This window comes from Micromonospora sp. NPDC005203 (assembly GCF_042872705.1).
In the GTDB taxonomy this organism is placed as follows: Bacteria; Actinomycetota; Actinomycetes; order Mycobacteriales; family Micromonosporaceae; genus Micromonospora.
Genome location: NZ_JBIAKV010000010.1, coordinates 71,765 through 97,280, shown reverse-complemented (window position 1 = coordinate 97,280; position 25,516 = coordinate 71,765). Strand labels below are relative to the sequence as shown.

Sequence of the window (25,516 nt, the reverse complement as noted above, 5' to 3'; positions counted from 1 at the left end):
GAACGACGTGCGCGACGCGGAGATCCTGGTCGGCTACGACGGCTCCACCGACGCCACGGTGGCGCTGCGGTGGGCGCTGGAGGAGGCTCGGCACACCGGCCAACCGGTGCGGCTGGCGTACGTCTTCGAGTGGCTGACCGTGGCCGGCTGGGTCGGCCCGGGTGTGACGCCCGGGGTCTGGCCGGACGAGACCGCCCGCCGCCAGGTCGAGGACCTGGTCGGCAAGGCCGCGGCGGACGCCACCGCCACCCACCCCGGGCTGACGATCACCAGCGACGTGTACGACGGACCACCGGCCCTGGTGTTGCAGGAACGCTCGGCCGAGGCCGGCATGCTGGTGCTCGGCAGCCGAGGCCACGGCGGATTCGGTGGCCTGCTGGCCGGGTCCACTGCCGTGTCGGTGGCCGCCCACGCCCACTGCCCGGTGGTGGTGGTCCGCGACGGAACGGGCGGCGCACCGGACGGCCCGGTGGCGGTCGGGGTGGACGGTTCGGGGCCGTCGCTGGTGGCGCTCGGTTTCGCCGCGGAACGGGCGGCCCGCCGGCAGATGCCGTTGCGCGTACTGCACGCCTGGACCCCGGGCCCCGCAGCGGCGGCCGGGGTGCCCGACGAGCGGGCCGCGGTGGAGCAGGCGCTGGAGCCGTGGCGGCGAACCTTCCCGCAGCTCAGCGTGACCGTCGACCTGATCTCGGGCAGCCCGGCGGCGATGCTGATCGGGGCGAGCCGGTCCGCGCAGTCGGTGGTGGTCGGCAGCCGGGGTAGGGGTGGGCTGGCCGGGATGCTGCTCGGCTCGGTCAGCCAGCAGGTGATCCAGCACGCCAACTGTCCGGTCGCGGTGGTCCGGGAACGCTGACCGCCCACCGTCAGGTGAGCAGCCGATCCAGTGGTGGTGGGATGGCGTCCGGGTCGAGGGCGTGGACGAGCGCGCGAGCGTAGCGGGCCTTGCGGCCGCTCATCGTGCCCATGAAGCGGCGCAGTTGCCGCTCGATCGTGCGTCCGCGCTGCGCGGGCTGGTTCTGGAAGACCCGGAACTTTCCCAGGTCCCGCTCGGCGTCGATGACCCGCTCGACACCGTCGCTGCCGAGCGCGCGGATCAGCTCGTCCTCCAGGTCGGTCACGCAGACCTGGAAGCCGAGCGCCGCCAGGTCCGAGCGGGTCAGGTCGCCACCGAAGCCGGCCTGTTCCAACCCGCGCCGGAAGAAGCCCTCCTCGGCCTCGTCGCAGAGCCCTCGTACGGTCGGTGCCAGCCCCTGCGCGCCGAAGAGCCGCAGGTAGCGGGCGACACTCATCGCGCCGCCGATCGGCAGGACACACACGCCCTCGCCGGCCAGGTCACGGCCCCGCCGCTCGGCCAGCGCCTCCACCGCGCACTGGTCGCTGAAGCCCTCGACGAGCACGACCGTGCTCAGGTCGCCGGCCTGGGCACGGGCCACCGTGGCGGCTGCCGCGGCGCCCGCGCCACCGGCCGCCCAGACCTGCACGGCACCTCGGAAGCGGTCCGGTTCTCGCACAGGTCGAAGTCTCGCAACCTCCGATGAGGACCGCCACCGGATTGGGTACGGCAACGGCTCGCCGCCGGGGTTGCGATGACGAGAAGTTTTCTGCGGTGGGCGATACTGGCGTGCCGCAGCCTCTCGGGGCCATCCCAGGCTGGCTCGACGTCGGCACGACCCGGACGGAGAAGGGTATGTCCAGCACACCGCTGTCCCTGCCGCAGCCATCCGCGCGGGCACCCGAGTTCGGCCAGGACGCGCTCATCGTCTGCGAGAACCTGGTGCGGATCTACCAGACCGGTTCGATCGAGGTGCAGGCGCTCCAGGGACTGGACCTGGCCGTCGAGAGCGGTGAGCTGATCGCCGTCGTCGGTGCCTCCGGGTCGGGCAAGTCGACGCTGCTCTCCATCCTGGCCGGCATCGACGCCCCCACCGCCGGGCGGGTCCGGGTCGACAGGTGGAACCTGCTGGCGATGTCCCGCGCGGACCGGGTGGACTACCGGCGGCGCACCGTCGGGTTCGTCCGGCAGCAGACGGCGAGCAACCTGATCCCGTACCTGACCGCACGGGAGATGGTGGACCTGCCGATGACGGCGGCCCGCACCCCGAAGCGGGAGCGCCGGGAGCGCGCGGCCGAGCTGCTGGACAGCCTCGGTGTCGCCGACTGTGCCGATCGGCGACCCGGGCAACTCTCCGGTGGGCAGCAGATGCGGGTCGCGATCGCGGTGGCGCTGGCCAACCAGCCGCGGGTCCTGCTCGCCGACGAGCCGACCGGCGAACTGGACGCCGCCACGTCCGCGGAGGTCTTCGGCGTGCTGCGGGACGTCAACCGCCGGTACGGCGTGACCGTCGTCGTGGTGACCCACGATCCGGCGGTCAGCGGCCAGGTCGAACGCACCGTCGCGATCCGGGACGGGCGCACCAGCAGCGAGGTGCTGCGCCGCACCACCACCGACGCGGAGGGTGACCTGCAGATGATCGCCGAGGAGTACGCGGTGATGGACCGGGCCGGGCGGGTCCAGGTCCCCCGCGAGTTCCGCCAGGCGCTGGAGCTGACCCGACGGGTTCGGCTGGCCCTGGAACCCGACCACATCACGATCCGCCCCGACTCGGGTGGCGGCGAATGAGCGGCGAGCCGCTGCTTCGCGTCCGCGGCGTACACCGTCGCTTCCGCACCGGGCCGAGTGTCGTACACGCCCTGCGCGACGTGTCGTTCGACGTGGCTGCCGGTTCGATGGTGGCGCTCGTCGGCCGGTCCGGCTCGGGCAAGACCACCCTGCTCAACGTCATCGGCGGCCTGGACCGCCCGGACGCCGGCACCGTGCACGTCGACGGCACCGACGTCACCGCGCTCGACGAGGACGGCCTGTCCCGGCTGCGGCGCGAGAAGGTGTCGTACGTCTTCCAGAGCTTCGGGTTGATCCCGGTGCTGTCGGCCGCGGAGAACGTCGCGGCCCCACTGCGGATGGCCCGGGTCGACCCCACCGAGCGCGAGCGGCGGGTCGAGTTGCTGCTGGAACTGATCGGCCTGGCCGACCACGCCCGGCAGCGGCCGGCCGAGCTGTCCGGCGGCCAGCAGCAGCGCGTGGCGATCGCCCGCGCGCTGGCCGCGTCTCCCCAACTGGTGCTCGCCGACGAACCCACCGGGCAACTGGACGCCGAGACCGGCCTGTCGGTGATGGCCCTGCTACGCGGGATCGTGGAATCCGAAGGCGTCACCGTGGTGGTGTCGACGCACGACGCGGTGATGATGGCCCTGGCCGACCGGGTGATCCACATCCAGGACGGGCACCTCGACGAACAGGACGCCGGGTGACGCGATGATGAGGCTGGTCAGCCGGCGCGCCCGCGCGCAGTGGCCGTTGCTGGCAGCCCTCCTCGGGGTCGTCACGATCGGCGCGACCCTGCTGGGCACCTGCACCCTGCTGGTCACCCGCACCGCCGAGCGGGCACTGGAGGTCGCCATGGCCCGCGCCGCGCCCGCCGCCGTCGACATGACCGTCTACACCGGCACCGTCGAGGGCCCGCACACGTCGTCGGTCGCCGCCGACACCCGTGAAGTGGTGGCCTCCACGCTCGCACCGTACCCGGTGTCGACGACCGCGCGGGCGTCGACAGTGCTGCGGGCGCTGCCGCCCACGCTCGCCGAGGGCACCACCGTCGGAGCCCAGGCGTACCTGTCGGGGCTCGACGACCTGCCGGCGCGAGCCGAGCTGGTCACCGGTCGCTGGCCACAGGACCCTGGCGACACGGTGCTGCTGGAGCCCACCGCCCGACTGCTCGGCCTCGCCCCCGGTCGCCGGGTACGCCTCGGCGCCGAACTGGCCCACGCGCCCGTCCCGGCCATCGACGTGCTCGTCGTCGGTGTGGTACGCCCGCTGCCGGAGCGCGGCTGGGACCGCGATCCGCTGTCTGCCGAGGGTGCCCGCACCGGCTATCGGGACGGCCGCTTCCTGCAGCCGGTCAACGCCTACGGCCCGTTCCTCGTCGACCTCGACGACCTGCTCACCACCGGTGCCACCGTCGACCGGATGGAGTTCACCGCCCATCCGGACCTGTCCCACCCCAACCGCCACGACCTGGAGACCGTGGCCGGGGCCGTCCGCGACGCCGACAGCCGGCTGGCGGGCACCCTGGGCAGCCGCGTCCAGCTCGCCCGGGTCTCCTCCGAGCTGCCGCTGACCCTGCGGGCCGCCGACGACCAACGGCACGTCACTGCCGCCGTCGTGCTCGCCATCGCCGTCCTCGGCGGCGTCCTGGCCGCAGTTGCACTCGTCCTCGCCGGCCGGCTGACCACGGGCATCCGCGCCGAGGAGACCGCCCTGCGGTCCGCCCTGGGCACCAGTCGTCGGCAACTCGCCGCCACCGCGACACTCGAGGCCGGACTCGTCGCCGCCGTCGCCGCCGCGCTCGCGATACCGGCCTCGTCGGCCCTGCACGCCGGCCTGACCCACCTGCCGCCGCTGGACGGCGCGGGCCTGACCGTCCGGCCGGCCATCGCCGGCACCCAGATCCTCGCGGTCACCGGCGGCGCGCTGGTGCTCGCCGCGGTCCTCACCATCCTGGCGATCCGGCCCGTCCCGGCAGCCGGCGACCAGCGCACCCGCCGCGAACTGCTGGCCCGATCCGGCGTCGACGTGCTGCTCGCGGTGTTCGCCGCCGCCGGGTGGTGGCAGCTGTACGCGCAGCCCACCGCCGCCAGCCCACGCGTCGACGCGGTCCGGGTGCTCGCACCCGCGCTGCTGCTCACCGCAGGCGCCGCCCTGGCCCTCCGGGTGGTACTGCCCGCGCTTCGCGCCGCCGACCGCCTGGCGTACCGCGCCCGTGGGCTGGCCCTGCCGCTGGCGGTCGCGGAGGCCGCCCGCCGGCCACAGGCGGTCGCTGCCGGGCTGCTCGTCGGGCTGGCCTGCGCGGCCGGCACGTTCGGCCTCGCCTTCGACACGACGTGGCACGAGTCGCAGCGCGACCAGGCGGCGCTCTCCGTCGGCACCGACCTGGCACTCACCCTCCGCACGGCGCCGGTGGCCGGCGACGGCGCGCTCGTCGGCGCGGCCACCACGGGGGTGGTGAGTCCGGCCCTCAACCGTGGTGTCACCGTCGGTCAGTGGCTCGGCAGCGCCGGCACTCCGCCGCAGCTGGTCGCCGTCGACACCACCCGCGCCGACGCGCTGCTGCGCGGGCGGCTGGGCAGCGACCGCGAATGGGCGGACGTGGGCACCACGCTGGCACCACGCACCCGGGTCGCCGGCCTCCCCGTCCCAACCGGCGCCCCGCTCGTCCTGAGCGGGACCGCCGCCGGCGACACGTCGCTCACCGTGACGCCCCGGCTGCTGCTGCAGGACGCCACCGGCCTCCGCACGTCCTGCGGCGGTCCCGCCCTACCGCTCGACGGCCAGGAGCTTCGGCTGCCCAACTGCGCGACGACTGACGGGCTGCGCCTCGTCGCGGTCGCCCTGCCGGTCACCACCGACGCGGTCGGGGGACCCGTCGCCGTAGCCGTCACGCTCACCATCCCGCCCGCCGGGCCGGCGGCGAGGCCCACCGACGGATCGGACTGGACCGCCACGTCCGCGCCGCCGATCCCCGGCAAGCTGACCGACCCGACCGTCACGCTGTCCGCCACGCCGACGGGAACCGCGCTGCGGATGGCCGCGATCGTCAAGCTCGACGGCGGCGCCGAGGACGCCGCCCGGACTCTCGTCGCCACCGCCTTCCCCGACCCCGGCCCGGTGCCCGTCGCCGCCTCCGCCGCCTTCGCCAGCGAGGTCGGCGCCAACAGCGGCAGTCAGCTCAGCGTCACGGTCGGCAGCACGCCCGTCCCGATCGTCATCACGGGGGTCGTGCCGACCGTACCGTCCGCCCCCGGCGCCATCGCCGTCCTGGCCGACCTCGACACGCTGTCCCGCGCACGCGCCGTCCGAGGTGACCTGACGTTCCCGGTCGACGCCTGGTGGGTCGGCCACCCAGCCGGTCCTGACGCCGCCGAGCGGGCCGACGCCCTTCACCTGGGCACCGTCACGACCCGCGAGGCGGAGACCGCCCGCCTCACCGGCGGCCCGCTGCGCGTCGGGCTGCCGGCCGCGCTCCAGCTCACCGTCCCGGCCGCGGCCCTGCTGCTGCTCGCCGGCGTCGTCCTGCACGTGAGCTGTGACCTACAGGTCCGCGCCGTCGAGGTGGCGCGGCTGCGCGGTCTGGGGATGTCCCGACGCGGCATCCGGGCCGTCCTGCTCGGCCAACACGCAGGCGTCCTGCTGCCCCTGCTCGCGGCGGGTGCGGGCCTCGGCGCGCTCGCCACCCGCGTCGTCGCTCCCCTGCTCGTGCGCTCCGACATCGGGGCCGCGCCCGTCCCGGCCGCCCGACCACACTGGCCGTGGCCAGCCGAGGCCGCACTGCTCGCCGTCCTGCTGGCCGGATGCCTGCTGGCGGTCGCCGTCGTGGTCACCGTCCAGGTCCGCCGGGCCGACGCCGCGCACCTGCGGGTGGCGCCGTGAAGCGGTGGCTGACCCGCCGGTGGCCGGCGCCGCACTGGCCCAGCATCCGCGGCCGTGGCCGTACCGACGCCGGACCGCTGCTGCTCACCGCCGCCGTCATCGCGGCCGTCACGCTGCTCGCCGGGGCCGTGCCGACGCTGCTCCGCGCCGCCGCCGACGATGCCATCCAGGACGCGGTACGCCGCTCCGGGCAGGACTCGAACGTCCTCGTGAATGCCCACTGGGAGCGCGACGACGGGTCGAACAACGGGCGGGTCCGGGTGCCCCGCCTCGCCGAGGACGTCGACGGCTTCCGCACCCGGGCGACGTACGCGCTCGGACCCGAACTGGACGCCGCGCTGCTCCCGCCCGTCGTCGTCGTCAACGGCCCGGTCCTCAGCATCACCGACGGCAACGCGCCGCGTACCTTCCAGTTCACCTACCTGGACGGTGACTCGGGCGCCCCGGACGTGACCTGGATCGCCGGCAGCGCGCCGGGCGCCGCCGTCACCGATGAGTACGTCGAGATCCCCTACGACGCCCCACCCTGGCCGGTGCAGGTCGGCCTCTCCGACGCGGACGCCGCCGCACTCGGCCTCGGCCCCGGCGATCGCATCCCGGTCAGCGACAACAAGGGTCATGACCGAGACGTCCGGATCAGCGGGATCTACCGACCCGCGGACAGCACCGACCCCGTCTGGCGACTCGCCCCGGCGCTCCTGCGCCCCGTGCCCGGCGCCGACGGCGTCGGGACCACCCGGATCGGCGGCCTGCTGTCCCGTAAGTCGTTGCCGGACGCCCGGCTCGCCGTGGACGAGGACCAACTGCGGCGCACCGTCCATTTCGCCCCCGACCCCGCCGCGCTCACCTGGGATTCCACCGCGGCGCTCGCCAGGCAGGTGGTCAAGCTCAAGGCGACCTCCGGCTCGTCCGGCGACCGCGACAGGTCCCTGAAGTGGGAATCGCGGCTCGACACCACTCTGCGCGACGCCAGTGCCCGCAACAGCGTCGCCGCCGCACAGGCCGCCGTCCTGCTCGCCGGGGTGCTGACCGCCACGGTACTGGTGCTGCTGCTCGCCGCCGACCTGCTGGTCCGCCGCCGTACCCCGACGCTGAGCGCCGCCCGTCAGCGTGGGGCGGCGCTGCCCGACCTCGGTACGGAACTGGTCATCGAGTCCACAGTGGTATCCCTGTCGGCCGCCGCCGTCGGGCTCGCGCTCGCCCGCGCGGCCGCTCCGGGCGTCTCCTGGACCTGGGCCGTTCCCGTGGTCCTGGCCGGCGCCGTCGCCGGGCCGGCGTTCGGCACCCTCGCCGCCGCCCGCGCCAGCCGCGACCGGCGCCAACCCGCCAACCGGGCCGCCCGGCGCTGGATCCAGACCACCGGTCAGCTGCGCCGCGCCGCCGTGGAGGCTGCTGTCCTGGTCGCCGCGGTCGCTGCCTTCGTGGCCCTGCACCAGCGCGGGCTGCTGCCCGTCGGCCCCGACGGCGACACCGGTGGGCTGACCGGAGACCTGGTCCTGCCGATCAGCGCCCTGACTCTGGGCGCGCTCGTCGGCGCGCTGGTCCTGCTCCGGCTGCTGCCCCTCGGGGCACGGTTCGCGCTCCGACAGGCCCTGCGCTCGCGCCGCCCGCTGGCCGTGTTCGGTGCCGCCCAGGCGGCCACGACGGCCGGGCGCGCACTGCCGCTGCTGGTTGTGGTCAGCACCACGGCGCTCGCGTCGTTCGCGCTCATCCTCAGCCCCACCGTCACCCGGGGTCTGAGCGACGGCGCGTGGAGCACCGTCGGCGCCGACGCCCGGCTCAACGTCGACACCGACGCCGCGACCGCCACACCCGCACTCGCCGAACGCATCGCTGCCGCACCCGGGGTGGAGCAGGTCGTCGTCGCGCAGGTGACCGCCTCGGCGGCCGTCTTCACCGAATCGACACTGCTCACCCCACTCCTGGTCGTCGTGGACGCCAACGCGTTCCAGCGCCTGCTGGCCACCACCCCGTTGCCCGACGCGCCGGCGCTGGCCCGGCTCACGGCACCCGGCCCCGGGGACGTCCCCGCGCTGGTCCGATCGAGCGACGGCGGGCTGCGGACCGGCATGCGGCTGAAGCTTCCCCGGGACGACGCCCCGGCGATCCCCCTTGCCACGGTCGGTACCGCTCCCTCCGTCGGCGGCACCAACGACGTCGTCATCGTGGACGCCACGGCCCTCGCCGCCGCCGGGCTGCCAACCGCTCCGAACACCATCTGGGTGACCGGAACCGGCGCGGAGCGGGCCGCGTCGAACACCGGCGTCGCCGCCGAGGTCGTGCTGCGCGCGGACGTCCTGCGGGCGCAGCGGGTGGCTCCGCTCACCGCGGGGCTGCTACGGCTGGCGTGGACGGCCGCCGCGGTGCTGGTGGCGCTGGGGTTGCTCGGCCTCACGCTCGCCGCCGCAGCCGGTGCGTCGGCGCGCTGGCAGACCCTGACCCGGCTGCGGACCCTCGGCCTGCGACCGCGCGACGTCCGCTGGGTGGCCGCCGGAGAGCTGCTGCCGCCGGTCGTGGTCGCCGCGGTGTGCGGTCCGCTCCTCGGGGCCCTGCTCGCACGTCTGACGCTCGGCCCACTCGACCTGCGGCTACTCACCGGCCAGACCGCCGACCCGGTGCCGGTCCTGCCGTGGTGGCTGCTGGGCCTGGTGGGCGTGGCGCTGATCGCGACGGCCGCCACGGTCGTACCTGTCGAGTCGGCGCTGCGGCGACGCGACCGGCTGAGCGAGGTCCTCCGCGCCGGCGAGTAACCAAACGGTGGCCGGACCGAGCGGTGGCCGGCGGCCAGGTGCCGCTCGGCCGAATCGCCTCGGGCACCGTCGAGCCGGGCAGGAACGGCGACCCCGCGGTCCGGGTCAACGGACCACCTGATCTGTCGGTATAGATGGTGGGCGATACTGGGTTTGAACCAGTGACCTCTTCCGTGTCAAGGAAGCGCGCTCCCACTGCGCCAATCGCCCGTGGTGACCGCCGAAACCGGCTGTCAGCCCCCGTCGGGGCGAATCACGAGCGGACGACGGGATTCGAACCCGCGACCCTCACCTTGGCAAGGTGATGCGCTACCAGCTGCGCTACGTCCGCACGTCCCCGACAACCGCCGGCGACAGGTGAACTCTACCCGACGCCAAGATCGCTTGGCGCGGCACCCTGGACGGTGACGGTTGCGCTGGTCCGCGCCGGGGTACTGAGGGGCTCGACAGCACACCACACCCCCCTAAGGAGGCTGTCATGGGTATCGGCACCAGCATCTTTCTGATCGCGCTCGGCGCGATCCTCACCTTCGCGCTCGACGCGAGCGTCGGCGGCATCAACCTCGACGTGGTCGGCTGGATCCTGATGGGCGCCGGTGTCCTCGGCCTGATCATGACCGCGCTGATCCTCGGTCGCCGCCGTCAGGTGGTCACCACCACCGAGCAGCCGGTGGAGTACGCGCGGGTCGAGGAGCGTCGGGACATCGCCCCGCCGATGTGACCCGACCACACGTCGCCGCCGGCGCAGCCATCCACGGCGCGATGCCGGGCGTGCCGGCGGCCACGAGGTGAGCAGCCGGCATGCCGCACGCGACCCTCAACGGCGTGCTGCGCGTGGCCGGACGTACACCGCGGGACGCGCTCGTCTCGGCCCGGCAGCACCTGCACGGCGTAGCCCGGGTCTGGTGGGTCGGCCCGGACAGCGACGCCGGAACCGCCGACGGTCTGCTCTCCCTCGGCGCGGCCGAGATGGCCCGCCTGCCGACGGCACCGTACTCCGACTGGCCGGTCACCTGGACGACGGCCAGGTGGCCGCAACGGCCGTCGCCTGGCTCAGCCACGGACTGGTCACGCTCTACTCGTGGGTACGCAGCCCGAGCACCGCCGCCGGGGCAGCGACGCCGGCCGGGCCAGTCCGGGCTAGGGCGACGGCTCCGCCGCCATCGGGTTCTTCCGGGGCGGGGCGGCGGTGTAGGCCGGGTGGGTTCGGTGCAGCGCCCGGAACGGCAGGTAGCAGAGCATGATCAGCCGGCTGGTCAGCCAGGCCCGCCAGTAACTGGCGCTACCGGCCCGCCCCGAGTGGCTGGCGAAGGAGACATCGATCATTCGCAGGTACGCCCAGAAGTCGGCCGGGTCGTTCCGGAAACGGCGCGCTGAGGTGCCGGCCCGGAGCCCAGCGGCGAAGACCACCCGGTGGCCGGCCCGCCGCAGGTGGATGCCGAGGTCGAGGTCCTCGTGGTAACGGCGATCGTCGCAGAGGTCGGGCCGGATGGCGTGCCAGGCCCGGGCCCGGACCGCCATGTTCGCTCCGAACAGCCAGTCGAGCCGCCGCCGGCTCGGCAGTGTCCACGCCCGGCGCAGCGTCCGGTCCACCGCGTTGAGGGCCGCCGGAAAGCGGATGTCGTAGTAGGTCACCGGACCGGTCACCGCCGCGACGGTATCGTCCGCGAAGACCCGGCGGACCGCCTCCACCCAGTACGGCGGCAGCCTGGTGTCCGCGTCGATCCGCCCGATGACGTCGCCGGTGGCCGCTGTCAGGCCGCGGTTGCGGGCGGCCAGTACGCCCAGCCGCGGTTCGGTGAGCAGCACGACCCGATCGGCGTAGTCGGCTAGCCGGGCCCGGGTCGCGTCCGTGGAGGCGTTGTCCACCACGATGATCTCGTCTGCCGGCGTCGTCTGCCGGAGAACCGCATCGAGGCACGGCCCGATGGTCTCCTCCTCGTTGTGCACCGGCACAACGATCGAGACCCTCGGTGCGCGGGCCGCACCCGCTTCGGCGCTGTCGGGTGGTCCAGCCGCCCCGGTCATGGTCCGCCCCCGCCATTGCGAATCCGATGGATCGTCGCGCTGGAAGCGTGCCATGCGAAGCCGCACCGGCGCTGTCCCGGAGGCTGAACAGCAGCGGCTCGTCACCGGAATCCGGTGACGAGCCGCTGATCTGCTGGTGGGCGATACTGGGTTTGAACCAGTGACCTCTTCCGTGTCAAGGAAGCGCGCTCCCACTGCGCCAATCGCCCGTGCTTGTTGCCGAGGTGGGGACGGGATTTGAACCCGCGTACACGGCTTTGCAGGCCGTTGCCTCGCCTCTCGGCCACCCCACCGAGGTTGCCCCCGTCGTGCGTGGCGGCAGCTCCGAGCGGACGACGGGATTCGAACCCGCGACCCTCACCTTGGCAAGGTGATGCGCTACCAGCTGCGCTACGTCCGCACGCCCCCGGACGTTCCCGGGTGACGGATGAGAACTTTAGCCGAGCCGGTGAGAGACTGCCAACTCGGGGTCATCTCGGCGCGTCCCACCTCTGCCGGGTGGGGATCGGGACCACCACGGGCGGGCTTCCTAGGGGGCTGACCTGGCGCCGGTGACCGCCACCGACCGTCACGCTCGGGCACGAGCGGACGATGATGGCCATCGTTGCGCCGCACGCCGCACACCAGGCACTTCGTGCATCATCCACGCGCGGCGACCTCGCTGAACGGTCGCACAGGAACGACTGACCGCACCCCGAGGAAGTGTCCGGCTTCCGACTGTCGCATCGCGGATCCGGCCGTAGCGGTAACTGTTCGTGTTCAATCGGATGGGCTACGGTAACGGTCGTGACGAGACGTGCGGCCGAGATCCGCCTGGATGCCCTGCTGCGCACCGCCTGTGACGTGATCGTGGAGCGCGGTCTGGCCAACACTCGGACGGCCGACGTGGCACAGGCCGCCGGCGTGAGTCAGGCACTTGTGTTCTACCACTTCGCCACCAAGGATCGCTTGCTCGCGCAGGCCTTCGCGTACGCGGTCGAGCAGGATCTGGCCCGACTGGACACGGTGACCCGCTCCTCGGCTCCCCCGCTGACCAAGCTCCGCCGGATCCTCAAGCTCTACACGCCGGCCGGGCGGGCAACCTCCTGGTCCATGTGGATCGACGGCTGGTCCGAGTCGCTGCGTACCCCGGAGTTGGAGAAGGTGTCCCGCCGGCTCGACCTACGCTGGCGACAGGACCTGGCTGCGGTGATCTCCGCCGGGGTGGCCGACGGCACCTTCCAGTGCGCCGACCCGGACGGGGCCGCCTGGCGGATCAGCGCGGTGATGGACGGCCTCGCCGTCCAACTCGCCGTGCACGACCGGGTGATCTCCCGTCGGCAGTTCGGCGAGTGGGTCCGGCTGGTCACCGCCCGGGAGCTCGGCCTGGACCTCACCGACCTGGACTGAGCCGGACAGCCGGCGCAATTGCCCCCACCAGGCCCGGCAAAACGGCTCGGCCCGCCCCGCCGACCGGAACAATCGGCAGCATGGATCTGCTGGAGGCGTACCGCCGGAGCCTGGCCGAATTCGTCGACCGGGTGGACCAGGTCGGGCCCGGCCAGTGGTCCGACCCGACACCCTGCTCCGACTGGGACGTGCGCACGCTTGTCAACCACGTGGTGAGTGAGGACCGGTGGAGTGTCCCGCTGCTCGCCGGCCGGACCATCGACGAGGTCGGCGACCGACTCGATGGCGACCAACTCGGCGACGACCCGATCTCGGTGGCGCGGGAGGCAGCCGCGCAGGCCGAGATCGCCGCCACCCATCCGGGCACGCTCGACCGCGCCGTGCACCTGTCCGGTGGCGAGACCCCGGCCGCGGAATACCTCCAGCAACTCCTCGCCGAGCATCTCGTGCACGGCTGGGACGTTGCGGTGGCGATCGGCGCGCAGCCGCGGCTCGACCCGGAAGCGGTGCACGTGGCCGCCCGGTGGTTCGCCGGCCAGATCGACGACTACCGCCGGGACAACCTGGTCCAGAGCGGGGTGCGGGTCCCCGACGACGCCGACGAGCAGGACCACCTGCTGGCCGCCTTCGGGCGCGACCCCGACTGGGCGCCGGGCGACTGACCGCTACGAGCAACCGAGCGCACGCCGAGCGCTGAAGCGTTGGGCGCCTGAACGCGCGCGGCGCGTGACGCCGCTGCCGGCCCGCCAGAGGGTGCCAGCCGCCTGACGCGTTTCAGAAGAGGCCGGCTTTCGTGAAGTCGAGCTATTTCCGTTCAGTTGGCCCGCCGGACCCCCCGGGACCTTGCCGCGATCTCGATCGACTGATATCCACAGATGCGCATGCGTTACCGCGCATCGACGGTCGGCGACCGCCGGCCCTTCCGCTCCCACGAGGAGGTCCCGTGCCACTACCCGAATGGTCACCCCCGATGAGCCGGCGTCGACGCCGGCTCGTCGCCGTCCTGGCGACGACGGCCACGGTCGCCGCGCTGCTCCCCACCGGCGTGAGCACCGCGGCCCCCACCGGCGGCGCGGCGTCCGCCGAGCGCCGGTCCGGACCGTTCAGCGTGGGGCACGAGCCCGCCGACGCCGACAACCGCACCGGTACGGCGGCACCCGACGCCCGCCAACGCGGCCTGGCCCGCGCCGCCGACCCCGACGTCCGGTGGAACCGACTCGGCACCCCGCAGGCCCTCGGCCCCGGCCGCGCCCCGCTCGCCACCGGCCTGCCCGCCGACCCGGAGGCCGCCGCCCGCGCCTACCTGGGGGCCAATCGCGACCTCTTCGGCCTGGACCCCGCGGCGGTGGCCAGCATGGAACGCGTGCTGGTCCGGCCGATCGGCACCGGCGCCGTGGTCACCCTCCGGCAACGCTTCGGCGACCTGCCCGCCGGGCCGGACGGTCTCGTCACCCTCGCGGTCGCCAAGGGCACGGTGCTCTCGGTCAGCTCCTCACTGGCCCGCCACACCGGTACGCCCGCGCCGGCCACCCGCACCGCCGAGCAGGCGTACGCCGCCGCGCTCGCCGACGCCGGGCTGACCGTCGCCGCGGTGGCCAGCCACACCATCCGGCCGGTGGCCGTACCCACGCCGCTGGACGGGCCCCGGGCCGCCTACGAGGTGACCATGATCGGCGCGGACGCCGACGACCCGGTCGCGTTCACCAGCTACGTCGACGGTGGCACCGGGCAGGTCCTGGTCCGGGAGGACCTCGTCGACTTCGACTCCGACAACCCGAGCTGGGCGGTCTTCCCGGCCACCCCGCCGGGCGACCTCGGCCCCGGGCAGGACCCCCGGGTGCGCTGGTGCGGCGACCCCGCGCCCGGCTGCCAGGCCGCCTTCCGCGACCCGGCCACCGGCCAACCCTGGGACATCGACGCGGCCACCGGCACACCCACCCTCACCTCGCGCGGCAACTCGGCCAACACGGTGCTCTCCTGGGGTGCGGGCACCCCGATCGTCCCGGCCACCACCAGCCCGGAGCGCCGCTACGAGTACCCGTTCACCGACCAGTGGCACCAGGCGAAGTGCAACCCCGAGGTGTTCACCTCCGCTGCGCGCAACGACGCCGACGCGTCGATCGCCAACCTCTTCGCCATGCACAACCGGATGCACGACTGGTCGTACCAGTTGGGCTTCACCGAGTCGGCGTGGAACCTCCAGGCGGTCAACCTCACCCCGGCCGGGCTGGGCGGTGACGCCGAGCAGGGCCGCGCCCAGCAGGGCGCGCTGACCGGCAACCGGAACAACGCCAACCAGGGCACCGGGCGCGACGGGCAGCCGCCGACCACGAACATGTACCTGTGGCAGCCGCAGGCCGGTGGCCCGTACCCGCCGTGTGTGGACGGCGACTACGACATGACGGTGATCGGCCACGAGTACACCCACGCGATCACCAACCGGATGATCGCCGGCCCGGACAGCGGGATCGGCGGCCACCAGGGCGGCGCGATGGGCGAGTCGTGGGGCGACCTGCTCGCCGCCGAGTACCTCTTCCAGAACGGACTGCGCGCACCCGGGGAGACGCCCTTCGTCACCGGCGGCTACGTCACCGGCAACCTGGTCAGCGGAATTCGCAACTACGACCTCAGCCGCAGCCCGCTCAACTACTCCGACATCGGCTACAATACCGGCGGTCCCGCCGTGCACGCCGACGGGGAGATCTGGGGCGCCACCAACTTCCGGGTCCGCGCCGCGCTGGTCAAGCGGTACGGCCTCGGTACCCCGCAGCGGCAGCTCGACTGCGCACAGGGGAAGGTCGCCGCCGACAAGTGCCCCGGCAACCGGCGCTGGTCGCAGTTGGTCTTCGACTCGTTCCTGCTCCAGGCCGCCAGCCAGGTCAGCATGCTCGACATGCGCGACAACATGCTCACCGCCGATCTGCTTCGCTTCGGCGGCGCCAACCAGGACCTGATCTGGGCCGAGTTCGCCCGCTCCGGGATGGGCCGGGACGCCGCCACCTTCGGCGCCGGCGACACCGACCCGACGCCGAGCTTCGCCTCGCCGAGCGGCGGCAACGCGACGCTCACCCTGCGCCCGCGCGGGGACAGCGCCGACGCGCCGATCCGGGTGTACGTCGGGGCGTACGAGGCACGGGCCACGCCGATCGCCGACACCGACCCGGCGACGCCGATCCCGGACACCGTGGAGCTGGTGGCCGGCACGTACGACCTGCTCGCCGTGGCTCCCGGCTTCGGGCACCAGCGGCTCAGCGTGGTCGCCAGGGCCGACCAGGACGGGTTCGTGGACCTGCGGATGCGCCGCAACCTGGCGTCCACCGCGTCCGGGGCGACGATCACCGGTGACGGGGTCAACCTGGACCGGATCGCCGACGACACCGAGGCGACGAACTGGGCCTCCCTGGACGGGGTGGCCGGCCGGCAGCTCACCGTGGCGCTGCCCGGCGGCGCCCCGCAGACGGTCAAGCGGGTGAACGTCAGCGCGATGCTGCGCCCGGCGATCACCGGCGACGCCGACACCGGCAGTCAGAACGCGCTCAGCGCGCTGCGCTCGTTCGCGGTGTCCGCCTGCGACGCGACGACCACCGACTGCGCGGACCCGGCCCGCTGGCAGCGCATCTACACCAGCGCGGGCGACGCGTTCCCCGGCGGGGCGTACCGGTCGTACAGCCGGGACATCAACCTCCGCACGTTCACGGTGCCCAGCACGCTCGCCACCCACCTGCGACTGGAGGTGCTGGCGAGCCAGTGCACCGGCGGCCCCCGGTACGCGGGCGAGCAGGACGACGACCCGGTCACGACGACGGACTGCGCAACCGCCAGCCCGGCCCGGACGCAGGTCCGGATCGCCGAGTTCCAGGCGTTCTCGGGGTGACACCGTGGGGGTCGGCGGACCACCCGCCGACCCCCACGTCCCTCGATCAGCGGCGGGCCGGCCGCCAGCGGTCGGCGGCAACCGGCCGTTCCCAGCGCCGGTCCACCGGCGGGTCCTCGGCCTCGTCGGGCGTGGCCCGGGTCAGGTGTCGCAGCCGCAGCAGCAGACCCATCCCGAGGAAGAGCAGCAGCCCGCCGAGCAGGAACGCCGCGTGGACCACGCCGAACCCGCCGGACTGCGAGGCTGGGCGGCCGGCCGGTGCGGCCGCGTCGGCCGGATAGTCACCCGCCGGGTCCACCCCGGACGTGTCGTCCTCCTCGGCCGGCGCGCTCGCCGGCACGCTGGACCGCGTCGGGGTGGCGCGCGGTGTCGGGGTGGCGCTCGGGGTGACGCCCGCGCCCCGCACCGAACGGGTGGCCGTCTGCCGGGCCAGCAGGCGCGCGTTGGCGTCGTACGCCTCGGCGGCGAGGGTGACCCTCCCCTGGGTGGCGTCCTCGGCGAAGGCCACCCGGTAGCGTGCCGTGACCGTGCGGCCCGGGCAGAGCGTGCCCGGGTCGAGCTGCCGGTCGGTCAGCCGGGCCACGTCACCCTCGGTCTGGACCTCCAGCGGGAAGTCGCCGGTCTCCTCCACCCGGTCCATCTTCACCTGGTCGAGTCGGATGCCCTGCACGCTGAGCACCATCGACCAGCGCACCTTCACGCATCCGCCGCGCCGGTCCGTCTGGGACACCACCGCGGAGATCGTCCGCACCTGATCCCCGGCGGTGAACCGGGCCGGCAGGCCGCTCAGCTCGGTGGCGAAGGCCGCCTGGGCCGGCGCGGCCAGGGTCAGCACCGCCCCGGTCACGCCGGCAACCATCGCCCCGACCCGCAGCGTGTACCGCCACACGATCACCACCACCTCGCCTCTTCTCGTCACTCCCGGGAAACGCTAGGAGGAAACGGGCGGGCCGGACAGACGGGTGTCTTCGCAGCGGACGCCAAGGACGAGTGGTGATTTCACCGAGGGTGGTGAACCCCTCACCCGTACCGGTCCGCCTCCCCGCGCCGCCCGGCATCACCGGTGCGCGAGAATCGCCAGGTGTCCGAGCTCTCCAGCACGTTCGTCCGGCTGCACGCCCGGCTGTCCCCGGTCCCCTTCGTCCCCGAGGTGCGACTGCACCAGGCCGACGAGCCGATCGGGCTGTGGGAGCTGACCGAGGGCGAGTTCTCCACCGACCGGCCGCCGCCGTTCTGGGCGTTCGCCTGGGCCGGCGGGCAGGCCCTCGCCCGCTACGTGACCGACCACCCGGAGCTGGTCGCCGGCCGCCGGGTGCTCGACCTCGCCTCCGGCTCCGGCCTGGTGGCCATCGCCGCCGCCCGCGCCGGGGCGGCGGCGGTGCGAGCCGTCGAGGTGGACGAGTTGGCGGTGGCGGCCGTCGCGCTCAACGCCGAGGCCAACGGGGTACGCGTCGACGCCGAGTTCGGCGACATCCTCGACTCCGACGCCGGGGACGCCGAGGTGGTGCTCGCCGGTGACGTCTTCTACAGCGACGCGATGGCCCGGCGGGTGTTGCGCTTCCTGCTGCGCGCCGCGCGTGCCGGCGCACCGGCGCTGGTCGGTGACCCCGGCCGGGCGTTCCTGCCCCGCGACCGCTTCGACGAGTTGGCCGCGTACGACGTGCCGGTGCCGGAGGCGCTGGAGAGCGTACGGGTGAAGCGCACCACCGTCTGGCAGTTGCGCGCCGGGCTGCCGGGAGCCGCCCGCTAGCGTGTCCGCGTGCTGTTCTCGAGCTGGGGGTCCGCGGTCCAGGCACCCTGGCCGGACGTCGCCGAGGTGAGCGACCACGTCGGCGTACGCCACCTGGTCGTGACCCGGCACGCGCTGGTCCGTCAGGTGCTCGCCGACCCGGTCACCTACCGGCCGGACAACGCGCTGGACGCGGTGACCCCGATGCCGGTGACGGCGTTGCGGGTGCTCGCCGGGCACCGGTTCCGGCTGCCCCCGACGCTTGCCAACAACTCGGGTGCCAGCCATCCGGAGATCCGGGCGATCGTCGCGGCGGCGTTGCACCCGGAGCGGGTCGCCGCGCAGCGGCCCTGGCTCACCGCGCTGGTCCGGGACCGGGTCGCCCGGCTCGGCGCCCGGCTGGACACCGGCGCGCCTGTCGACCTGTACGCGGACCTCGCCGCCGACCTGCCGCTGCTGACGCTGGCCCGACTGGTCGAGCTGCCGGACGCACCCGTCGGCGCGGTCAAGGAGTTCGCCCGCGCCGCGCTGGAGTTGTTCTGGGCGCCGCTGGACACCGACCGGCAGCTGGCACTCGCCGCCGAGGTGGGCCGGTTCCACCACGTACTGCGGGACTTCGCGGCCACCGGCGGCGGGTTGGCCGGCGAGCTGCGCGCGGCCGGGCACCCGCCGGACGTGGTGGTCGGCGCGCTCTTCTTCCTGCTGGTCGCCGGGCAGGAGACCACCTCGCAGTTTCTCACCCTGCTGCTGCACCGGCTGGCCGGCGAACCCGCGGTGCGGGCCGGCCTGCGCACCGGCGACGTCGCGGTGGCCGACGTGGTGGAGGAGGGGCTGCGGCTGGAGCCGCCGATCGTCACCTGGCGGCGGGTGGCGGCGACGGACAGCACACTCGGCGGTACGGCGGTCCCGGCGGGCAGCAGCCTCGTGCTCTGGCTGGCTCGCGCCGGCCGCGACCCGGCGGTGGTCGAGACGCCCGACGAGCTCCGGCCGGGCCAGCGTGGGTCCCGTCGCCACCTGTCGTTCGGTGCGGGCGCCCACCGCTGCGTCGGGGACGTGCTGGCCCGGATGGAGGCGGCCGTGGTGGTTGCCGAGGCAGCACCGCTGCTGGACGGGGTGACGGTGGTCCGCCCGCCCTGGTGCCCGGACAATCTCACCTTCCGGATGCCGGACGCCCTCGTGGTGCGGTCAGTCGAGCGGCCCCTGGACCAGTAGCACGATGCCCCCGACGAGAGCGAGTATCCGCAGGATCCACCGCACCATCGGCCGCCCCCGCCTGTCGATCGACTCCGATCCGGGGCCAGGCCAGCCGGACAAGGGCGCTCGGGAGATCGTCACGGGGCACAGGACCTGACCACGACCAGCTAAGTTTCCGGGCGTGTCATCAGCCCACCCGCGCCGCATCCTCGCAGTGGTAACGCTTCTGGCCCTGCTGACGCTGACTGCCTGCACAGTCAGCCCCGGCCACACGATCCACGCCCGGCAGATCAGCGCGAAGCAGCCGACGCCGGCCGCCCAGCCGACACCCTCGGCCTCGCCGTCCCCGACCGTGAAGCCCACACCGGGAAGCCTGGACTGGTACGTGTCCCAGGTGCCGACCTTCCCCGAGGCCCCGCCACCGCAACCGGTGCCGCTGCCCGCGACCGGCGCGGCCCAGTTCTGGCACCGCCTGCCGACCGACCAGAAGGTCGCCTTCATCACCATCGACGACGGTGGGCTGGCCCGCCCGCCCGCGGTGCCCGACTTCATCGAGCGGGCGCACATCCCGGTCACGATGTTCCTCAACTCGCCGGCGGCGCAGGAGCACAGCGACTACTTCCGGCAGATCGTGGCGGCGGGCGGGGTCGTCGAGAGCCACACGATCAACCACAACTCGCTGTCCGGCCGGTCGTACGACTACCAGAAGCGGGAGATCTGCGGGGCGGCGGACACGCTGGAGACGCTCTTCGGCACACGCGCGACCCTGTTCCGCCCGCCCTTCGGCAACCACGACGCCACCACGTTGCGGGCCGCGCACGACTGCGGCGCGAAGGCGGTCTTCCACTGGACCGAGACCGTGCACGAGGGGAAGGTGCGCTACCAGACCCCGGACAAGGTGGTGCGGCCCGGCGACGTGCTGCTGATGCACTTCCGGCCGGCGCTGATGGACGACCTGCTCGCAGCGCTCAAGGCGATCCACCGGGCCGGGCTCACGCCGGCGCTGCTGGAGGACTACGTGCGGACCGAGGCACCGACGACCTGACGAAAGTCAGGGTCGGGTGCTGCCGTTCGGGCGCGGCGCGGCAGCGGGCCGCACGCCTAGCGTCAGCACATGATCACATTACGTGGGTTGACCAAACGGTTCGGGGCGAGGGTCGCGGTCGACTCGTTGACCGTCGACGTCGCGCCCGGCCGGGTCACCGGCTTTCTCGGCCCCAACGGCGCCGGCAAGTCCACCACCATGCGGATGATCCTCGGGCTGGACCGTCCCACCGCCGGACAGGCCCTAATCGGTGGGCGCGCGTACCGGGAACTGCGCCGAGGGCTGCACGAGGTGGGGGCGCTGCTCGACGCCCGCGCCATCCACCCGGCCCGCTCCGGCCGGGCACACCTGCTCGCCATGGCCCGCAGCAACGGCATCCCCGCCCGCCGGGTCGACCAGGTGCTGGACACCGTCGGGCTGGACGCGCGGGCCGCCGGCAAACCGGGTCGGGCCCTCTCCCTCGGCATGAGCCAACGGCTCGGCATCGCCGGCGCGCTGCTCGGCGACCCGCCGGTGCTGATGTTCGACGAACCGGTGAACGGCCTCGACCCGGACGGGGTGCGCTGGGTGCGGCAGCTCACGCGCTCGCTGGCCGACCAGGGTCGGACCGTCTTCGTCTCCAGCCACCTGATGAGCGAGATGCAGCTCACCGCCGACCAACTCGTGGTGATCGGCCGGGGCCGGCTGCTCGCCGACGCACCGATCGGCGACGTGCTCGCCGCCAGCACGGTCGCCGTCCGGGTGCGCAGCCCGCACCCGGACGGGCTGGCCGCCCTGGCCGCGCGCCTCACGGCCGCCGGGGCGAGCGTGGTGGCGGCCGACCGCACCGAGCTGACCGTCACCGGCACCACCGCGGACCGGGTCGGTGACCTGGCGCACGAGCTGGGGGTACGACTGCACGAGCTGACCGCGCAGGCCGCGACCCTGGAGCAGGCGTTCATGGAATTGACCGCCGACAGCGTCGAGTACGCCGGCGGCCCGACCGAGGGTGGGCAACGATGAGCGCACAGACCGACGCGGACACCCGCCCCGCCAGCACGCCAACCGCCGGTGCGCCGGCCCCCTTCCGAGGGGCGGTGGCCGCCGAGTGGACCAAATTCTCCTCGGTGCGCAGCACCTGGTGGACGGCGCTGGCGGGGCTGCTGGTGATGGTCGCGAGCGCCGGCCAACTGGCCATCTACGCCGCGAACGACAACACCAACGACGACCCGACCGACGACCTGGGGATCGTCACCGTCGGCAGCGTGCTGATCGACTCGGTCGAGCTGACCCAGTACGTGGTGCTGGCGCTGGGCCTGCTCGCGATCACCGCCGAGTTCACCAGTGGCACCATCCGGACCACGTTGCAGTGCACCCCGTCCCGTGGCCGGGTGCTGCTGGCCAAGGCCGTGGTCACCGGCGCGGTCACCTTCGCCCTCGGGTTGCTGCTCGGCAGCGTCGGCGCCCTGGTCGCCCGGCCGGTGCTCGGCGAGTGGGGCAGCGCCCCGGCCGCCGACACGATCGGCGACATCGTGGCGGTGGCGGTCTACCTGGCGCTGATCAGCGTGCTCGCGCTGGGCCTCGGCGCCGCACTACGCAGCGCGGTGCTCACGATCGTCGTGCTCCTCGCCACCCTGATGATCGTGCCGCTGTCCCTGCAGAACCCGGACATCGAGGTGTTGAACCGGATCGCCGACGTGTTCCCCGGCGTGGCCGGCGGGCACTTCATGGCCGGCGACACCGAGCCCTACCCGAGCCTGGTCGGGCTGCTCCTGCTCGCCGGCTGGGCCGGTGTCGCACTGCTGCTGGGCCGGGTCGCACTGCGCCGCCGCGACGCCTGACGACCTGAGCGGGGGCTTCCCGGCCCCCGCTCAGCCGTCGACCAGCCCGGCCTCGTACGCGAGGATCGCCGCCTGCACCCGGTTACGCACGTCCAGCCGGGTGAAGATGCTGGTCAGGTAGCTCTTCACGGTGCCCTCCACCAGGTGCAGCCGGCGGGCGATCTCGGCGTTGGACAGCCCCGCCCCGACCAGGGCCAGCACCTCCCGTTCCCGCTCGGTCAACCCGGCCGTACGGTCCCGCGCGGCGGGCCGGCGGGCCAACTGGCCGGCGCCCAGCTCGATCACCCGGCGGGCCACCTGCGGCGACAGGTACGCCCCGCCGTCGGCGACGGCGTGCACACCGGCGATCAGCTCACGCGGGTCGCCGGCCTTGAGCAGGAAACCGTTGGCGCCGTGCCCGAGCGCGCGGGCCACGTGGTCGTCCTCGCCGAACGTGGTCAGCATGATCGTCGCGGTCTCCGGCACGAGCCGGCGGATCTCGGCGGCGGCGGCCAACCCGTCCAGCCGCGGCATCCGGATGTCCAGCAGCGCGACCCGAGGTCGGTGCGCGCGGACCAACTCCACCGCGGCGCGTCCGTCACCGGCCTCGGCGACCACCTCGATGGTGGGGTCGGTGGCGAGGATGGCCCGGACACCGGCCCGGATCATCGCCTCGTCGTCGGCCAGCACCACCCGCACCGGCACTGCCCCGGCCCTGTCGGCGTCCACTACGCGATCCACTCCTTGCTGGCCAACCGGCCGTCGGTGAAGCAGAGCCGCCACGTCGGCTCGGCGAGGGGAAAGTTGCCGTCGGTGTAGTACTCGCAGCCGGCCCGGTCGACGCCGACGGGGCTCTCCACCTGCCGCCGGGGCAAGCCCTCCAGGTCCGACCTGGCCGTGCCGACGCGCATCTGGTCGAAGGTGGCCCGGTCCAGCACCGTCCCGGCGGTCGCCACCGGGTAGTAGACGAGCGAGAGCACCAGGGCGAAGCCGGCAGGTGCCAGGAGCGCCACCAGCAGACTGCGCCGGACGCGCCGGCGGGCGTCGTGCAGCCGCCGCTCCGCGTCCACCGGGCCGGGCCAGCCGCCGGACGATCCAGCAAGATCGCTCTCGATCGCCTCCACCGGTGGCGCGGTCGCCGGCAACGCCGCCACCACGGCGAACCCGCCGTCCGTGCGCGGACCGGCGTCGAGCGTCCCACCGGCGAGGCGGACCCGCTCGGCGAGGGCGAGCAACCCGCTGCCCCGCGACGGCGGGGCGGGCAGCGGCTCGCTCGGGGGAGCACCGTTGACCACGCTCACCTCGACCCGTTCACCGTCGCGGATGAGGCGCACCTCGACCGGGGCGCCCGGCGCGTACCGGGCCGCGTTGGTCAGCGCCTCACGGACCACCCGGTGCGCCGCGTGGCCGGTCATCGCCGGCAGCTCCGCGACCGCCGAGGCGGCCTCCAGCCGCACCGCCAGGCCGGCCTCCCGGGCATTGTCGACCAGGTCGGCGACGGTCTCCCCACTCGGTCGCACCGACGCGCCACCCTCCTCGCGGAGCACCCCGATGATCTCGTGCAGTCGCTCGGTGGCGGCGGAGACGCTGGCCCGCAACTCCCCCGCCGCGGCCCGATGCCGTGCGTCGAGGTCGGCGGCGACCTCCAGGGCGGCGGCACGCAACGCGATCAGGCTGAGGTCGTGCCCCAACGAGTCGTGCATCTCCCCGGCGATCCGGGCGCGTTCCCGAAGCCGGATGCGCTCGGCGGCACCGCGCTCCTCGCGGATCAGCGCCTCCACGTGACGATGACCGGCGGCGGCCAACTCCTGCTGCTGAAGCCGGTACCGGCCCACCAGCCAGGGGAACACCGCGGCGAAGAGCAACACCGAGGCCAGCAGGAACCAGGTGGCCTCGCCGGTGCCGAGTAAACCCAGGTTGAGCGCCGTACCGCCGGCCGCGATCAACACGAAGACCCCGGCCACCGGGCGCGCGGAGACGCTGCGCCGCCCGGTGAGATAGCTGAAGACCGGAACGGCGAAGACGAAATTGCCATCGGCGACCGACCCGAGCACCACCAGCACCAGGGCGACCAACGGGCGGCGTCGACTCTCCACCACCGCCGCACCGAGCAGCAGCAACTTGCCGACCAGCAGCGGCACCGCGTACCGCGGGTAGGGCGGGCTCACCCCGGCGTAGCCGACCGGGGCCGCGACCACCGCCCAGAGCAGCGCGTCCACCAGCAGGCGACGCCGCCGATCCAGCGAACCCGGCAGCGAGAAGTCGAGAATCCGCACGGCGGCCAGGCTACCCACGCCCGACCTGCGCGGACACCGACGAAAGTCAGGTCCTCAGCCGCTCTCCTCGGCCCAGGCCCGCCAGTCGTCGAGCACACCGTGCAGGGCCGGCGTGAGCCAACCCGGCGCGGAACGCCGGAACACCCCCGGGTCCATCGCTCCGGCGCCGTCGGGCAACGCGCCGAGCAGATTCGGCACCAGGTCGGTGAGGTTCGTCCAGTGCACCAACTCCGGCCGGCTCGGCCAGGCCCCGATCACCACACCGGCCGGCACCGCCCGCCGGTCGAGCGCCTCCAGGGTCAACGCGGTGTGGTTGAGCGTGCCCAACCCGGCGCGGGCCACCACCACGGCCGGCGCGCCGAGCGACACCGCCAGATCGGCCATCGTCCACAGCTCCCCCGACGGACGCAACCCCATCGGAACCAGCAACCCACCCGCACCCTCGATCAACACCAGGTCGTGTTTGTCCGCCTCCGCACGGACCGCGTCCACCGCCTCGTACAACTCCAACGGCGGCAGGTCCGCCACCCGGGCGGCCGCCAACGGGGCGAGCGGATCGGGATAACTGGCCAGGGTGCGGCCGGTCAGCGGGGCGGCCAGCCGGTTCACCACGTTTACGTCGCCTGGTTCGCCGCCCGCCGTACCCGTCTGGCCCGGTTTGACCACCGCCACCCGCAGCCCGGCGGCCTGCGCCGCGGCCGCGATCGCCGCGGTCGCCACCGTCTTGCCGACCTCGGTGTCGGTCCCGGTCACCAGAACCGGCCCCTCCCACCCACTCACGGGGCCACCTTTGCTCGCGACTGCGGGGCTCGCAACCCCGGCTCACTCCTCGCGCTCACGGGGCCACCTCTGCTCGCGACTGCGGGGCTCGCAACCCCGGCTCACTCCTCGCGCTCACGGGGCCACCTCTGCTCGCGACTGCGGGGCTCGCAACCCCGGCTCACTCCT

General features: G+C 73.9%; 20 protein-coding genes and 5 tRNA genes. 14 read left to right on the top strand and 11 right to left on the bottom strand.

The window, feature by feature from the left end:
* Positions 1 to 7: 7 nt before the first annotated feature.
* On the top strand, positions 8 to 853 hold the full coding sequence (locus ACFYPM_RS21925; protein ID WP_387199893.1) for a universal stress protein: 846 nt from the start codon (positions 8 to 10) through the stop codon (positions 851 to 853).
* A gap of 10 nt (positions 854 to 863) precedes the next feature.
* Here the strand turns inward: ACFYPM_RS21925 and ACFYPM_RS21920 are convergent, their stop codons facing one another.
* Entirely contained in the window at positions 864 to 1,511 is a 648-nt protein-coding gene (locus tag ACFYPM_RS21920; RefSeq protein WP_387199890.1) for a TOPRIM nucleotidyl transferase/hydrolase domain-containing protein, read from the bottom strand.
* A 176-nt stretch (positions 1,512 to 1,687) separates the two neighbouring features.
* On the opposite strand from ACFYPM_RS21920, the gene ACFYPM_RS21915 reads away from it, so the two are divergent.
* Genes ACFYPM_RS21915 through ACFYPM_RS21900 form a run of 4 tightly spaced genes read left to right on the top strand, consistent with a single transcriptional unit; the run spans position 1,688 to position 9,234 of the window.
* A complete protein-coding gene (locus ACFYPM_RS21915; protein ID WP_387199887.1) occupies positions 1,688 to 2,620 on the top strand; it encodes an ABC transporter ATP-binding protein in 933 nt (310 codons plus the stop codon).
* A complete protein-coding gene (locus ACFYPM_RS21910; protein WP_387199884.1) occupies positions 2,617 to 3,309 on the top strand; it encodes an ABC transporter ATP-binding protein in 693 nt (230 codons plus the stop codon). The genes ACFYPM_RS21915 and ACFYPM_RS21910 overlap by 4 nt, the downstream gene beginning before the upstream one ends.
* A gap of 4 nt (positions 3,310 to 3,313) precedes the next feature.
* A complete protein-coding gene (locus ACFYPM_RS21905) occupies positions 3,314 to 6,484 on the top strand; it encodes a permease (protein ID WP_387199881.1) in 3,171 nt (1,056 codons plus the stop codon).
* On the top strand, positions 6,481 to 9,234 hold the full coding sequence (locus ACFYPM_RS21900; RefSeq protein WP_387199878.1) for an FtsX-like permease family protein: 2,754 nt from the start codon (positions 6,481 to 6,483) through the stop codon (positions 9,232 to 9,234). Before ACFYPM_RS21905 ends, ACFYPM_RS21900 begins: the two co-directional genes overlap by 4 nt.
* 135 nt (positions 9,235 to 9,369) lie before the next feature.
* Here ACFYPM_RS21900 and ACFYPM_RS21895 read toward each other — a convergent pair.
* Positions 9,370 to 9,444 (bottom strand) — tRNA-Val (locus ACFYPM_RS21895).
* A gap of 48 nt (positions 9,445 to 9,492) precedes the next feature.
* Positions 9,493 to 9,565, bottom strand: a tRNA-Gly gene (locus ACFYPM_RS21890).
* 147 nt (positions 9,566 to 9,712) lie between these two features.
* Here ACFYPM_RS21890 and ACFYPM_RS21885 point away from each other — a divergent pair.
* The gene (locus ACFYPM_RS21885) at positions 9,713 to 9,955 is read left to right on the top strand and encodes a DUF6458 family protein (RefSeq protein ID WP_357247876.1); all 243 of its coding nucleotides are present in this window, start codon (positions 9,713 to 9,715) and stop codon (positions 9,953 to 9,955) included.
* Positions 9,956 to 10,374: 419 nt separating this feature from the next.
* Here the strand turns inward: ACFYPM_RS21885 and ACFYPM_RS21880 are convergent, their stop codons facing one another.
* From ACFYPM_RS21880 to ACFYPM_RS21865, 4 genes are all read right to left on the bottom strand, one after another.
* Positions 10,375 to 11,262: a glycosyltransferase gene (locus tag ACFYPM_RS21880; RefSeq protein WP_387199875.1), complete on the bottom strand. Its 888-nt coding sequence runs from the start codon at positions 11,260 to 11,262 to the stop codon at positions 10,375 to 10,377.
* Positions 11,263 to 11,396: 134 nt separating this feature from the next.
* Positions 11,397 to 11,471 (bottom strand) — tRNA-Val (locus tag ACFYPM_RS21875).
* 13 nt (positions 11,472 to 11,484) lie between these two features.
* Positions 11,485 to 11,555: transfer RNA gene (locus tag ACFYPM_RS21870), tRNA-Cys, on the bottom strand.
* 34 nt (positions 11,556 to 11,589) lie between these two features.
* Positions 11,590 to 11,662, bottom strand: a tRNA-Gly gene (locus tag ACFYPM_RS21865).
* Positions 11,663 to 12,048: 386 nt separating this feature from the next.
* Between ACFYPM_RS21865 and ACFYPM_RS21860 the strand changes: the two genes are divergently transcribed.
* From ACFYPM_RS21860 to ACFYPM_RS21850, 3 genes are all read left to right on the top strand, one after another.
* Positions 12,049 to 12,651, top strand: coding sequence for a TetR/AcrR family transcriptional regulator (locus ACFYPM_RS21860; RefSeq protein ID WP_387199872.1), 603 nt, complete (start codon positions 12,049 to 12,051; stop codon positions 12,649 to 12,651).
* Positions 12,652 to 12,731: 80 nt separating this feature from the next.
* Positions 12,732 to 13,313, top strand: a complete 582-nt coding sequence (locus ACFYPM_RS21855; protein ID WP_387199869.1) for a TIGR03086 family metal-binding protein — start codon at positions 12,732 to 12,734, stop codon at positions 13,311 to 13,313.
* Between the two features lie 281 nt (positions 13,314 to 13,594).
* Positions 13,595 to 16,525 carry a M36 family metallopeptidase gene (locus ACFYPM_RS21850; RefSeq protein ID WP_387199866.1) on the top strand — a complete coding sequence of 977 codons (2,931 nt, stop codon included), beginning with the start codon at positions 13,595 to 13,597 and terminating at the stop codon, positions 16,523 to 16,525.
* A gap of 46 nt (positions 16,526 to 16,571) precedes the next feature.
* Here ACFYPM_RS21850 and ACFYPM_RS21845 read toward each other — a convergent pair whose 3' ends face one another.
* Positions 16,572 to 17,444: a hypothetical protein gene (locus ACFYPM_RS21845; RefSeq protein WP_387199863.1), complete on the bottom strand. Its 873-nt coding sequence runs from the start codon at positions 17,442 to 17,444 to the stop codon at positions 16,572 to 16,574.
* Between the two features lie 162 nt (positions 17,445 to 17,606).
* Between ACFYPM_RS21845 and ACFYPM_RS21840 the strand changes: the two genes are divergently transcribed.
* From ACFYPM_RS21840 to ACFYPM_RS21820, 5 genes are all read left to right on the top strand, one after another.
* Entirely contained in the window at positions 17,607 to 18,275 is a 669-nt protein-coding gene (locus ACFYPM_RS21840; RefSeq protein ID WP_387199861.1) for a class I SAM-dependent methyltransferase, read from the top strand.
* A 9-nt stretch (positions 18,276 to 18,284) separates the two neighbouring features.
* Complete coding sequence (locus tag ACFYPM_RS21835) at positions 18,285 to 19,466, top strand: cytochrome P450 (protein WP_387199858.1); 1,182 nt, start codon at positions 18,285 to 18,287, stop codon at positions 19,464 to 19,466.
* A 196-nt stretch (positions 19,467 to 19,662) separates the two neighbouring features.
* Entirely contained in the window at positions 19,663 to 20,493 is an 831-nt protein-coding gene (locus ACFYPM_RS21830; RefSeq protein ID WP_387199856.1) for a polysaccharide deacetylase family protein, read from the top strand.
* 69 nt (positions 20,494 to 20,562) lie between these two features.
* Complete coding sequence (locus ACFYPM_RS21825) at positions 20,563 to 21,495, top strand: ATP-binding cassette domain-containing protein (RefSeq protein ID WP_387199853.1); 933 nt, start codon at positions 20,563 to 20,565, stop codon at positions 21,493 to 21,495.
* Entirely contained in the window at positions 21,492 to 22,313 is an 822-nt protein-coding gene (locus tag ACFYPM_RS21820; RefSeq protein ID WP_387199850.1) for an ABC transporter permease subunit, read from the top strand. Before ACFYPM_RS21825 ends, ACFYPM_RS21820 begins: the two co-directional genes overlap by 4 nt.
* A gap of 30 nt (positions 22,314 to 22,343) precedes the next feature.
* Here ACFYPM_RS21820 and ACFYPM_RS21815 read toward each other — a convergent pair whose 3' ends face one another.
* Genes ACFYPM_RS21815 through bioD form a run of 3 tightly spaced genes read right to left on the bottom strand, consistent with a single transcriptional unit; the run spans position 22,344 to position 25,348 of the window.
* A complete protein-coding gene (locus tag ACFYPM_RS21815; protein ID WP_387200239.1) occupies positions 22,344 to 22,997 on the bottom strand; it encodes a response regulator in 654 nt (217 codons plus the stop codon).
* 23 nt (positions 22,998 to 23,020) lie between these two features.
* A complete protein-coding gene (locus ACFYPM_RS21810) occupies positions 23,021 to 24,568 on the bottom strand; it encodes a sensor histidine kinase (protein ID WP_387199847.1) in 1,548 nt (515 codons plus the stop codon).
* 54 nt (positions 24,569 to 24,622) lie between these two features.
* A complete protein-coding gene (gene bioD, locus ACFYPM_RS21805; RefSeq protein ID WP_387199844.1) occupies positions 24,623 to 25,348 on the bottom strand; it encodes a dethiobiotin synthase in 726 nt (241 codons plus the stop codon).
* Positions 25,349 to 25,516: the final 168 nt, after the last annotated feature.

Coding starts and splice junctions, on each gene's coding strand:
- ACFYPM_RS21915 (WP_387199887.1), top strand. CDS start 1,688: ATGTCCAGCACACCGCTGTCCCTGCCGCAGCCATCCGCGCGGGCACCC.
- ACFYPM_RS21910 (WP_387199884.1), top strand. CDS start 2,617: ATGAGCGGCGAGCCGCTGCTTCGCGTCCGCGGCGTACACCGTCGCTTC.
- ACFYPM_RS21905 (WP_387199881.1), top strand. CDS start 3,314: ATGATGAGGCTGGTCAGCCGGCGCGCCCGCGCGCAGTGGCCGTTGCTG.
- ACFYPM_RS21885 (WP_357247876.1), top strand. CDS start 9,713: ATGGGTATCGGCACCAGCATCTTTCTGATCGCGCTCGGCGCGATCCTC.
- ACFYPM_RS21880 (WP_387199875.1), bottom strand. CDS start 11,262: ATGACCGGGGCGGCTGGACCACCCGACAGCGCCGAAGCGGGTGCGGCC.
- ACFYPM_RS21855 (WP_387199869.1), top strand. CDS start 12,732: ATGGATCTGCTGGAGGCGTACCGCCGGAGCCTGGCCGAATTCGTCGAC.
- ACFYPM_RS21825 (WP_387199853.1), top strand. CDS start 20,563: ATGATCACATTACGTGGGTTGACCAAACGGTTCGGGGCGAGGGTCGCG.
- ACFYPM_RS21820 (WP_387199850.1), top strand. CDS start 21,492: ATGAGCGCACAGACCGACGCGGACACCCGCCCCGCCAGCACGCCAACC.